General features: G+C 51.6%; 3 protein-coding genes. All 3 read left to right on the forward strand.

Annotation, left to right across the window (positions count from 1 at the left end):
- Nucleotides 1-77: 77 nt before the first annotated feature.
- The 3 genes from K0H60_RS01095 (at nucleotide 78) to cysQ (ending at nucleotide 13,731) form a co-directional block, all read left to right on the forward strand.
- The gene (locus K0H60_RS01095) at nucleotides 78-12,059 is read left to right on the forward strand and encodes a putative Ig domain-containing protein (protein WP_434086664.1); all 11,982 of its coding nucleotides are present in this window, start codon (nucleotides 78-80) and stop codon (nucleotides 12,057-12,059) included.
- Nucleotides 12,060-12,296: 237 nt separating this feature from the next.
- Nucleotides 12,297-12,848, forward strand: coding sequence for an ADP compounds hydrolase NudE (gene nudE, locus K0H60_RS01100; protein ID WP_220057016.1), 552 nt, complete (start codon nucleotides 12,297-12,299; stop codon nucleotides 12,846-12,848).
- A gap of 70 nt (nucleotides 12,849-12,918) precedes the next feature.
- On the forward strand, nucleotides 12,919-13,731 hold the full coding sequence (gene cysQ / locus K0H60_RS01105) for a 3'(2'),5'-bisphosphate nucleotidase CysQ (RefSeq protein ID WP_011621003.1): 813 nt from the start codon (nucleotides 12,919-12,921) through the stop codon (nucleotides 13,729-13,731).
- Nucleotides 13,732-13,736 lie beyond the last annotated feature (5 nt).

The following is a 13,736-nucleotide window of genomic DNA, read 5'->3' on the forward strand; positions in this document are numbered from 1 at the left end:
GAAAACCTTCTGGAGTACTAGATTTTAGCTTCTTGAATTAAATCAAATTCCTCGTGCACAGCTTTAAGGAACTTAGTATGTCACGCTGCAAAACAGGTTATCCCGATGACCGATATCAAACTTCTGCTTGTAGATTTGTCATAATAAATACGGGCATTAAGTTGATCGCTCGGCTGTGTTTTGCAGCAGTCGCATTACTCAGTATGAATGGCTATGCAGCCTCAATTCCTTCCAATGTCGCTATAGACTTTAATTCTTCTGGTTTTATTGAGGGTGCTGATCATGGATCAAATGTTTTTACACAGGGTGACTTTAAAATAACTTACAGCGCCGTTAACTGGTTTCAGGATACGGATGATGGTCAGAGTAATTCTGCCGGGTTATTTGCAGGTATGTATTCTGGAGTTGAAACAATTACTGTCGAAACCACCTCGGGCAATGAATTTGACTTCGTTAGTTTTTACATCAATGCATTTGGTGGTGGTTTTGCCTCGGTTGAGGGCTTTAGAGATGGATCATCTGTGGGGACTCAAAGTACTGGGTCAGGCTTTGGTCAGGCTAATGGCTCATTTACTGTAACGTTAAACAACAATCCCTTTGATAATGTTGACAAGGTAGTTATTACTTCAAATAGCAGCGGTTATTATGATGTGTTTGATAGCTTCGTATTTAATACGGTTCCTGATATCACCCCTCCCACTGTCAGCTCTGTTAATTCCAGTACTGCAAATGGCACCTACAAATTAGGTGATGTTATAACTGTTCAAGTCAATTTCAGTGAAAATGTGAATGTGACTGGCACTCCACAGTTGACATTGGAGACAGGCTCGACAGACCGCACAATCAATTACACTAGTGGCACGGGTACAAGCACATTAAACTTTAACTATACTGTGCAAGCGGGTGATATCAGTGCTGATCTGGACTACGTAGCTACCACCTCCCTTACGCTCAATGGCGGCACCATCATGGATGCCGCAAGTAATAATGCAACCCTGACTCTTGCCTCACCCGGTGCTGCTGGCTCGTTGGGAGCGAATAAAGCTTTAGTCATTGATGGTGTTGTGCCCACTGTAACATCGGTTAATTCTAGTACTGCCAATGGCATCTACAAAGTCGGTGATGCCATCAGTATTCAAGTCAACTTCAGTGAAGCGATTACAGTAACCGGCACGCCACAATTAACGCTGGAAACAGGCACCACCGATCGCGCTATTAATTACACCAGCGGCTCAGGTACAAGTACCCTTACATTTAGCTATACCGTTCAGGTGGGTGATAACTCTGCTGATCTGGATTATGTCGCAACTACCTCATTGTCGTTAAATGGCGGCACCATTCGCGATGCTGCCACCAACAACGCAACCCTGACCCTGGCCTCACCCGGCGCAGCCAATTCCCTCGGAGCAAACAAAGCTCTAGTGGTTGATGGTGTTGTGCCCAGTGTAACCTCGGTCAACTCCAGCACCGCGGATGGCGCCTACAAAGCCGGTGACGTCATTAGTATTCAGGTCAACTTTAGTGAAACCGTTACAGTAGACACTGGCGGAGGCACACCGCAACTAACCCTCGAAACGGGGGCGACTGATCGTGCGATTAATTATGCAAGTGGTAGTAATAGCAGCACGCTGACTTTCAACTATACGATTCAGGCGGGCGACAACTCTGCCGATCTGGATTACGTTGGAATAAACTCACTTGCGCTCAATAGCGGCACTATCAGAGACGCTGCAAACAATAATGCGACCTTAACACTGGCGCCCCCCGGTGCGGCCAACTCCTTGGGCGCAAATAAAGCGCTGGTGGTGGATGGGGTTGCGCCCAACGTCATCAGCATTGCCCCTACAGGCTCTCCGACTGCTAATGCCGCGAGCATGGATTTTGCTGTGACCTTTGATGAATCGGTCGGTAATATTTCCACCGACGACTTTACCTTGGTCACGACTGGGACTGCGGCTGGTTCTATAGGCAGTGTCTCTGCAACATCAGGCTCCAATATTAATGTCGCCATTAATACCATCTCCGGCACCGGAACTCTCAAGCTGAATCTCAATGGCTCAACCAATATTGCTGATGCGGCTGGTAATGGCATTGCAGCTTATGTCGCAGGCACTGTCCACAATGTCGACCGCGATGCACCGGCGCCGCCGAGTACGCCGGATCTTGATGATGCCTCTGATACGGGCGCATCTAATACTGACAATTACACCAGCGACAACACCCCGACCTTTAACGGCACGGCAGAGGCCAATGCAACCGTTACGGTAATTTCATCCATCAGCGGTACTCTAGGCACAACGGTTGCCGATGGTTCAGGCAACTGGAGTTATACCGCAGGTGCGATGGTTAATGGTATCCACAACATAACCGCAACTGCAACCGATGCTGCAAACAATGTCAGCAGTGTATCAGCGGCCTTGACGGTTACTATCGATGGTCCAGTTACAGTAACGACCAATTCCGATGCAGGGGCTGATGCGACTATTGATGGCAGTCTGGCAACTGATATTGCCGACGGTGGTGGCTTATCTCTGCGTGAAGCATTGGCATATGTCGCTGCTAGCGGTAGGGTCGATTTTGCGGCGGGATTGAGCGGAACCACTATCACCTTGGGGGCTCCCTTATCGGTACCTTCCAACATTACTCTAGATGCCGATGCGCTGGGCACCGCAACTATCACTGGCAGTACGTTCACCCCGTTAGGCAGTCTAACGATAACCAATGGCAGCGGCGACAGCTTGACACTGGAGAGTGAATTGACCAGTGTAGGTGCGTTAACCAAAACCGGTGCAGGTCGTTTAACCTTAACGAACACCAATAACTCCACTAGCTACAGTGGTGGTGTCACTGTAATGGCGGGCGAGTTATCGATTGGCAGTGACGATGTTTTCTCCTCTGGAAGCCTCACGCTAAATGGCGGCACCCTAACGAATAATACGGCGAGCTTTACGTTTGATAACGCCATAGTACTGGGCGCCAGTGGCGGGACTGCTCAAGTAGTCGGCGCTGGGCAAACCCTTAACTTGTCTGGCAGTATCAGTGGCAGTGGTGCTTTGAGCAAAACCAGTGGTGGTAATTTAACCCTTAGTGGAAGCAACAGTTTCTCCGGCGGCCTGTCTATTGCTGGCACCAATGGCGTGACAGCAGCAGATTCTACCAACTTGGGCTCAGGGACTGTCACGATCAATGCTTCTAGTCTGCTAACCCTTACAGGCACAGCGCAGACAATCATTAATGCCATCAATCTTGCGGGTGATGCAACTATTAGCAACGCCAATGCGATGACCATCAGCGGTATTGTTAGCGGTGCGAGCGCCTTGACCAAAGCAGGGGCAGGAACTTTGACGCTAAGCGCGGCCAACACGACAACTGGCGCTGTGAGTGTCACTGCTGGTGGTTTAGTGCTGGCGAACGGTAGTGCATTGACTGACTCAGTGGCGGTGTCTGTCAGCGCGGGTGCGAGTGTGATCTTACCCAGTGGCAGTGAAACCGTTGGGTCTCTTACGGGTGCCGGTAGTTTGGTGCTGACCAGCGGCACTCTCACCACTGGATCTAACAATAGCAGTACCACTTTCTCTGGTGTGGTCAGTGGAGCGGGTTCACTTGTTAAAGCGGGCACTGGTACCTTCATACTCAGCGGTACCAGCACCTTCAGTGGTGCAACTCAAGTATCTGCTGGTACTTTACTGGTTACTGGCAACATAGCTCCCAGCTCTGGTGTGACGGTTGCCTCTGGTGCAACTTTGGGGGGGACAGGTACTGTCGCTGCTGTCAGTGTTGCGAATGGCGGTAATCTTTCCCCCGGTAATGCTGGCCCCGGTTTGATAAATATTGCCGGTAATTTATTGCTTAATTCGGGCGCAAACTTGCTGCTGGATATTACTGGCACCAGCGCTGCGACTCAATATGACCAATTAAATGTGACCGGTACGGTCACCCTTACTGGCGCGGCTATTTCTGCAACCCACAGCTATGTGGCAGCTAATGGCGATAGCTATGAGGTCATCATCAATGATGGTGTTGATGCAATTAATGGTACTTTTTCGGGTATCGCTGAAGGTGATGTTTTAGTTGCCGGAGGTAACTCTAGTAATTTGCTTGTGAGTTATATGGCTGGTTCAGGTAACGAATTGAGTTTAACTAACAATTTACTCCCTGGGGCACCAACAGGTGTGAGTGCAGTGGCTGGCGTTTCTTCCGCAACGATTGCCTTTAGCATCCCTACAGTTACCGGTGGGTCAGCGATTACTGGATATACAGTCACATCAATACCGGGGGGGGCGGTTCAAACTGGCGCAACCTCGCCGATTACAGTGACAGGCTTAACGAATGGCACACAATACACTTTCACTGTAACTGCGACCAATGGTTCAGGCACAGGTATGGCGTCTAGTCCATCTAATCCTGTGACGCCGAGGGGAATTCAAACTATTACCTTTAGCAACCCGGGTGCACAAAACTTTGGTACTACTCCAACCTTGACGGCAATCTCTGATTCCGGTTTGACGCCAACCTTTACTTCATCCACAACTGGTGTTTGTACTATTACCAGCGGTGGAAACTTGGCATTTGTTACTGCGGGTACTTGTACTATCAATGCAGACCAGTCTGGTGACGCCAGTTATTTACCTGCGACCCAAGTTAGTCGTTCCTTTACAGTGAATGCTGTTGTTCCTGGGGCTCCTGTAATTGGCACTGCGACAGCGGGTGATGCTCAAGCCTCGGTGAGTTTTACCGCTCCAGGATTTAGTGGTGGCGCGCCCATTAGTGGATATACCTTAGTCTCTACTCCTGGCGGCATTACTGCATCGGGCGGCTCTTCGCCCATTGTTATCTCTGGATTAACCAACGGTACTTCCTATTCATTTACTGTAGCTGCGACAAATTCGGCTGGTTTAGGTAGTGCCTCATCGGCGAGTAACACGGTAAAACCCAATGGCGCACCAGTCATTAATGGCACACCAACGTTAGCCGTTAACCAAGGGGCGCTATATAACTTCGCGCCAGTAGCGACTGACTCCCCTGGAGATAGTCTAACGTTTAGCATTAATCAGACTATTTCATGGTTGACCTTTAATAGCGCAACGGGAGCTTTATCTGGCACGCCTTCTAATCAAGATGTGGGTGTGATTAATGGTATTGTGATCAGCGTGTCAGATGGTTCGCTGTCTGCGAGTCTTCCTCCCTTTAATTTGAGTGTAATTAACGTCAACGATGCGCCGACTATCAGTTCAACGGCGTTAACCAGTGCCACCCAGGATGCGGCCTATAGCTACACCTTGGTCGCGACGGACAGCGATGTGGGCGACAGTGTCACCTTAAGCGCAGTCACACTCCCAAGCTGGCTGAGCTTTAATGCGGCGACGGGCGTGCTGAGTGGTACCCCAACTAACGCTAACGTGGGCAGCCATGCGGTAGTGTTACGCGCTACGGATGTGGATGGCTTAACCGCAGACCAAAGCTTTACGATAGTGGTGGCAAACGTTAACGATGCGCCGACTATCAGTTCAACGGCGTTAACCAGTGCCACCCAGGATGCGGCCTATAGCTACACCTTGGTCGCGACGGACAGCGATGTGGGCGACAGTCTCACCTTAAGCGCAGTCACACTGCCAAGCTGGCTGAGCTTTAATGCGGCGACGGGCGTGCTGAGTGGTACCCCAACTAACGCTAACGTGGGCAGCCATGCGGTAGTGTTACGCGCTACGGATGTGGATGGCTTAACCGCAGACCAAAGCTTTACGATAGTGGTGGCAAACGTTAACGATGCGCCGACTATCAGTTCAACGGCGTTAACCAGTGCCACCCAGGATGCGGCCTATAGCTACACCTTGGTCGCGACGGACAGCGATGTGGGCGACAGTCTCACCTTAAGCGCAGTCACACTGCCAAGCTGGCTGAGCTTTAATGCGGCGACGGGCGTGCTGAGTGGTACCCCAACTAACGCTAACGTGGGCAGCCATGCGGTAGTGTTACGCGCTACGGATGTGGATGGCTTAACCGCAGACCAAAGCTTTACGATAGTGGTGGCAAACGTTAACGATGCGCCGACTATCAGTTCAACGGCGTTAACCAGTGCCACCCAGGATGCGGCCTATAGCTACACCTTGGTCGCGACGGACAGCGATGTGGGCGACAGTCTCACCTTAAGCGCAGTCACACTCCCAAGCTGGCTGAGCTTTAATGCGGCGTCGGGCGTGCTCAGTGGTACCCCAACTAACGCTAACGTCGGCAGTCATGTAGTAGTGTTACGCGCCACGGACGGAGATGGTCTGACGATTGACCAGAGCTTTACGATAGTGGTGGCAAACGTTAACGATGCGCCGACTATCAGTTCAACGGCGTTAACCAGTGCCACCCAGGATGCGGCCTACAGCTACACCTTAGTGGCGACGGACAGCGACGTGGGCGACAGTCTCACCTTAAGCGCAGTCACACTGCCAAGCTGGCTGAGCTTTAATGCGGCGTCGGGCGTGCTCAGTGGTACCCCAACTAACGCTAACGTCGGCAGTCATGTAGTAGTGTTACGCGCCACGGACGGAGATGGTCTGACGATTGACCAGAGCTTTACGATAGTGGTGGCAAACGTTAACGATGCGCCGACTATCAGTTCAACGGCGTTAACCAGTGCCACCCAGGATGCGGCCTACAGCTACACCTTAGTGGCGACGGACAGCGACGTGGGCGACAGTCTCACCTTGAGCGCAGTCACACTGCCAAGCTGGCTGAGCTTTAATGCGGCGTCGGGCGTGCTCAGTGGTACCCCAACTAACGCTAACGTCGGCAGTCATGTAGTAGTGTTACGCGCCACGGACGGAGATGGTCTGACGATTGACCAGAGCTTTACGATAGTGGTGGCAAACGTCAACGATGCACCGACTATCAGTTCAACGGCAATCACGAGTGCGACCCAAGATGCTGCATACAGCTACACCCTAGTGGCGACGGACAGCGACGTGGGTGACAGTCTCACCTTGAGCGCAGTCACACTGCCAAGTTGGCTGAACTTCAATACGGCCACGGGCGTGCTGAGTGGTACCCCAACTAACGCGAACGTGGGTAGCTATGCGGTGGTGTTACGCGCCACGGATGTAGATGGCTTAACCGCAGACCAGAGCTTTACGATAGTGGTGGCAAACGTTAACGATGCGCCGACTATCAGTTCAACGGCGTTAACCAGTGCCACCCAGGATGCGGCCTACAGCTACACCTTAGTGGCGACGGACAGCGACGTGGGCGACAGTCTCACCTTGAGCGCAGTCACACTGCCAAGCTGGCTGAGCTTTAATGCGGCGTCGGGCGTGCTCAGTGGTACCCCAACTAACGCTAACGTCGGCAGTCATGTAGTAGTGTTACGCGCCACGGACGGAGATGGTCTGACGATTGACCAGAGCTTTACGATAGTGGTGGCAAACGTCAACGATGCACCGACTATCAGTTCAACGGCAATCACGAGTGCGACCCAAGATGCTGCATACAGCTACACCCTAGTGGCGACGGACAGCGACGTGGGTGACAGTCTCACCTTGAGCGCAGTCACACTGCCAAGTTGGCTGAACTTCAATACGGCCACGGGCGTGCTGAGTGGTACCCCAACTAACGCGAACGTGGGTAGCTATGCGGTGGTGTTACGCGCCACGGATGTAGATGGCTTAACCGCAGACCAGAGCTTTACGATAGTGGTGGCGAACGTTAATGATGCACCGACTATCAGTTCAACGGCAATCACGAGTGCGACCCAAGATGCTGCATACAGCTACACCCTAGTGGCGACGGACAGCGACGTGGGTGACAGTCTCACCTTAAGCGCCGTGACACTGCCAAGCTGGCTGAGCTTCAATGCGGCGACGGGCGTGCTGAGTGGTACCCCAACTAACGCGAACGTGGGTAGCTATGCGGTGGTGTTACGCGCCACGGATGTAGATGGCTTAACCGCAGACCAGAGCTTTACGATAGTGGTGGCGAACGTTAATGATGCACCGACTATCAGTTCAACGGCAATCACGAGTGCGACCCAAGATGCGGCCTACAGCTACACCTTAGTGGCGACGGACAGCGATGTGGGCGACAGTCTCACTTTAAGCGCAGTGACCTTGCCAAGTTGGCTGAACTTCAATACGGCCACGGGCGTGCTGAGTGGTACCCCAACTAACGCGAACGTGGGTAGCTATGCGGTGGTGTTACGCGCCACGGATGTAGATGGCTTAACCGCAGACCAGAGCTTTACGATAGTGGTGGCGAACGTTAATGATGCACCGACTATCAGTTCAACGGCAATCACGAGTGCGACCCAAGATGCTGCATACAGCTACACCCTAGTGGCGACGGACAGCGACGTGGGTGACAGTCTCACCTTAAGCGCCGTGACACTGCCAAGCTGGCTGAGCTTCAATGCGGCGACGGGCGTGCTGAGTGGTACCCCAACTAACGCGAACGTGGGTAGCTATGCGGTGGTGTTACGCGCCACGGATGTAGATGGCTTAACCGCAGACCAGAGCTTTACGATAGTGGTGGCGAACGTTAATGATGCACCGACTATCAGTTCAACGGCAATCACGAGTGCGACCCAAGATGCTGCATACAGCTACACCCTAGTGGCGACGGACAGCGACGTGGGTGACAGTCTCACCTTAAGCGCCGTGACACTGCCAAGCTGGCTGAGCTTCAATGCGGCGACGGGCGTGCTGAGTGGTACCCCAACTAACGCGAACGTGGGTAGCTATGCGGTATTGCTTCGCGCCACGGATGTTGATGGCTTAACCGCAGACCAGAGCTTTACGATTGCGGTGGCAAACGTCAACGATGCGCCAGTTGCGACCAATCAGACAGTGACGCTAGAGGAAGATAGTTCGCTGATGATTACGCTTGCCGCTGAGGATGCCGATAATGATCCTCTGACCTATGAGATCACCGCGCAACCAGCCTCTGGTACCTTAGAGCAACACGGTAGTGTCTGGCTTTATACACCTGAGAAGGATTTTAATGGTACCGACTCTATTGGCTTTATTGCCAAAGATGCGGAGTTAAGCTCAGAGCCTGCGACTGTCACCATTACGGTTACGCCAGTGAACGACGATCCTCAAGCTGTCGATGACAGCTATACCTTAACCAGTACCCCCAATGACACCTATACACTGGCCGTATTGGCAAACGATGTGGATGTTGATGGTGACACCCTAACCATTGATGGCGCTGCTGCAGATATTGGCAGTGTGCAAATCACCTCAGATGGGCTCAGTTTTACCGCGCCCGAGGCTTATGTGGGGCCTGTGGCTCTGCGTTATACCATCAGCGATGGTAACAAAGGGCGGGCAACCGCCAAAGTGAATGTGCTGATTGAAGGCACTGACTCAGCGAGTCAACCCGTGATCACTCTACCTGATGATGTTGAGGTGAATGCGACTGGCCTGTTTACGCGGGTGAAACTCGGTTTTGCCAAGGCGGTTGACCGTAATGGCCATCCATTGCCTGTGTCGCTGGTGAATAAGAGCTTGTTCTTCGCCCCTGGCAACTACTTAGCCTATTGGCAGGCAGTGGATGGCGAGGGTAATAAGGCGATTAAAGCGCAGAAAGTCAAAGTCAATCCATTGATTTCACTGAGCAAAGATCAAGTGGTAGCCGAAGGTAACCAAGTGACTGTGAGTGTTCATCTCAATGGTGAGGCGCCGAGTTATCCGCTGAGTATTCCATTCACAGTATCCGGTTCAGCCGATAGCAGCGACCATGATTTGGTTGATGGTGTTGTCGAGATAACCTCGGGACAGATGGCGGAAATCCACTTTACTACCCTGAATGATGGTGTGACCGAAGGGGATGAAGAGGTGCTTATCAGCCTAGATCCAAGCTTGAATCTTGGTAGTAAGCAGCAGACCCAAGTTGTGATTACCGAAGCTAATATTGCACCACAGGTCAGTTTGGCTGTGGCTCAAGCTGGCCAGCAGCAAGTCATTGTCGCGCAAAATGGCGGTGATGTGCATATCCGTGCCACAGCATCCGATGCCAATGAGCAAGATACATTGACGCTGACGTGGGCAAGCGGCGCGCTAAGTTTGCAAGCGGATGCGACAGGCATGGCATTCTCTCCAGCCGCGGTGTCACCGGGGATTTATCCTGTGAGCCTGACGGTGACCGATGATGGTTCGCCTGTGCTGTCGAGTACTGAAACAGTGTACATCGTAGTGCGTCCAAGTTTAGTCGCATTGACGAGTGCCGATACGGATGGCGATTTAATTCCCGATAATCAAGAAGGCTATAGCGATAGCGATAGCGATGGTATTCCTGATTATTTGGATGCGAATAACGACTGTAATGTGATGCCTGAAGGTGAATTACAGCCAGTCTACTTCTTGGCTGAAGGGCAGGCGGGCGTCTGTTTACGTTTGGGGAATATTGCCCTAAGCCGTGGACAGAGCGGCGTGCAGCTACAGCCAGAAGCCGTGGCTGAAGATGCTTTAGCAGACAATGTTGGCGGTATTTTCGACTTTATCGCCACGGGTCTACCTCAACAGGGCCAAAGCTATAGCTTGGTATTGCCACAACGCTCACCCGTTCCCGCGAATGCCGTCTACCGCAAGTTCAATGCTCAAGCGGGCTGGCGAGACTTTGTGATTGATGCAAATAACACTGTTGCCAGTACCGAAGGTGAGCGTGGTTTCTGCCCGCCACCGGGGGATAGCCGTTGGACGCCGGGATTAACCGAAGGCCATTGGTGTGTGCAGTTAACCATCGAAGACGGTGGCCCTAACGATGATGATGGTGTGGCTAACCGTACTATTGTCGACCCAAGTGGCGTGGCTGTGATGCTCAATGGTAACCACTTGCCTGTCGCCAATCCTGACTCGGCAGCAATTGCCTGGAACCAGAGTGTCGATGTGAACGTGCTTGCCAACGATACGGATAGCGATGGGGATAGTTTGAGCGTCACTCAAGTGATTAGTGAGTTTGGCACTGTCACAGTGTTAGCGGATCAACGGCTCAGTTACATGCCGGCGGCAGACTTCATCGGTACCGATGTGTTGGTGTATAGCATTACCGATGGCAAGGGCGGTACGGCAAGTAGTGAGTTGACGATAGTGGTGAATGGCAACACAGCCCCTGTGACTGTCGATGACAGCGCCGCCACCGATGATCGCACCAGCTTGCTTATCGACGTGCTGAGTAATGACACAGATGTGGATGGTAATACGTTGACCCTGTTAAGTGCGACGGCTCAACAAGGCACTGTGACTATCGAAGCGAATAAACTGCGCTATATCCCTAAAACAGGATTCGATGGCGTGGATACTGTGACCTATAGGATTAGCGACGGCCAAGGTGGTGAAGCGACGGGGCAAGTGCTTATCACAGTGAAAGCCTATCAAGAGGTCATTATCGATAATAAGTCAGGAGGTGGCAGTATGACCTTATGGGCGTTGGCATTCATCTTAGCGTGCGCCATGTTGCGCCGCCGAGAGTTACAGCGATTTGCTTTAGGCAGCCTGTTATTGCTCAGTGTGACGCAACAGGCGCAGGCAACAGACTGGTATGTTGAGGGTTTTATCGGCCAAGCGCAGGCCGATAAAACCCTGCCTGAGTTGAACGTCCAAGTTGGAGAGGGACAACTCCTCAACGTCGATGACTCGGATACCGCATTTGGGGTGAGTCTGGGTTATCAGTGGACGCCGACCGCAGCGTTAGAACTGGGCTATGCCGACTTTGGTGAAGGAAGCGCGAGAATTAAGGGCTCAACCTTAACGCCGGAGCAATACCATGAGTTGGTGAAAACCGTCACCCCAGTGCTTGCCGATGGGGTCATGTTGGGCCTGAGATTTACCCTGCTGCAGCATCAAGGTTGGCGCTTTGAAGTACCCGTTGGCTTGTTCCATTGGCAAGCCGATATCAGCAGTACCATGGGCAATACCACGATCAAGACCGATTTAGATGGTACTGATTGGTATGCGGGAGTGCGTTTTAGTTACCAATTCAGTGATGCTTGGTCCGTGGGGTTAGGTTATCAATACATAGATATCGAGCCGAATGATCTATTGAGTTATCAGCTCAATCTGCGCTATCAGTTTTAAATGATGTCGACATAAAAAGGGGCTTAGCCCCTTTTTTGTTGGTGATTTTTCGCGGTAAAAAGCGAAAAGTTTTAACCGTTTCTCCTTTGTCTTGGCTGAGTATGTGATTTAAATCCCATGGCTTGGATGGTGGTCTTTGGAATAGCCGCACTAAATTCAGGTTGTAGATTAAAGACAGGATAGTAAGATTGTCACTTATCCTAGTTAGTTTGTTGCTATTTTTATCCAGGGGCAGTTATGTCGCAGCGGCACCATAAGCCGGAAATCTTACATACCGAAGTTGTCGCTAAGAGCCGCTTGTTTCAAATTGAACAGGTTCATCTTAAATTCTCCAACGGTGTCGAGCGCCAGTATGAGCGGATGAAGGGTGGTAGCCGAGGCGCTGTGATGGTGGTGCCCATTCATCAAGGCAACATGCTGTTAGCCCGTGAATATGCCGCTGGAACAGATAATTACGAGCTAGGTTTTCCTAAGGGATTAATCGACTCTGGTGAGCAAGCTATCGAAGCGGCCAATCGAGAATTACAGGAAGAGATCGGTTTTGGGGCGCGTAAACTGACACTGTTGAAAGAACTTAGTCTTGCGCCGGGTTATTTCTCTAGCAAGATGCAAATTTTTATTGCAGAAGATCTATATGAAAGCCGCCTCGAAGGCGACGAGCCAGAACCCATAGATGTGGTGCCTTGGGCGTTGGCCGAGTGGGAAGCGTTACTCGATAATAGCGATTTTTCCGAATCTCGTAGTGTGAGCGCATTGTTTTTAGCGCAGAAACACCTACAACTTAAATAATCTTTTTCGTTAAAGCGTTCAGCAACTGAGTGCTTGTAAATCATTCGCGAAGTTTGCGATTGGAGTGGTTATGAAGCCAGAAGAGTTAATCGACGAGGTGATTGCGATAGCAACGGATGCGGGTCGCACTATTCGTGAGATTTACCTCAAGGGTAATTTTGAACGAGAAACCAAGTCTGATAATACCCCTGTCACCTCGGCGGACTTAGCGGCAAATAAGCTGATCTGTGAACGCTTAGCCGCATTGACGCCCGATATTCCTATCTTGTCCGAAGAGGCTGCCGATATTCCCCTAAGCGTGCGCGAAGGCTGGAAACGTTATTGGTTAGTCGACCCTCTCGATGGCACGGGGGAGTTTATTGCTGGTAGTGGTGACTTTTCGGTAATCATCGCGCTGGTGGAACACAACCGCCCTGTCATGGGTGTGGTCTATGTGCCAATGACGCAGGTGTGTTATTACGCCATTGCGGGCTTAGGTGCCTATAAACGCACCGATAAGCAGGAAGTGCGCATCAGTAGTCGGCAAATTCAGCACCGTGAGCAAGTTTCCCTAAGGTTAGCTGTGAGTCGTCGTCAGGATCCCCAATCTGTGTTGACCCTGTTTAATCAGCCTAAGCATTGTGAGCTGGTGGTCATGGGCGGCGCAGCATTGAAGAGTTGTCTGGTTGCCGAAGGACGCGCCGATTGTTATGTGCGAGTCGGGCCGACGGGGGAGTGGGACACCGGCGCCGCACAGATCATTATTGAGGAAGCGGGTGGCCAGCTCATGGATACCGAACTGCAACCTTTAACCTATAACGAGCGTGAGACGCTTGAAAATCCTAACTTTATTGTTGTTGGTGCACCCAATTTAGAGTGGGATAAAATTTTAATTGGTGAATAGTTTTA

Source organism: Shewanella mangrovisoli, from assembly GCF_019457635.1.
Taxonomy (GTDB): Bacteria; Pseudomonadota; Gammaproteobacteria; order Enterobacterales; family Shewanellaceae; genus Shewanella; species Shewanella mangrovisoli.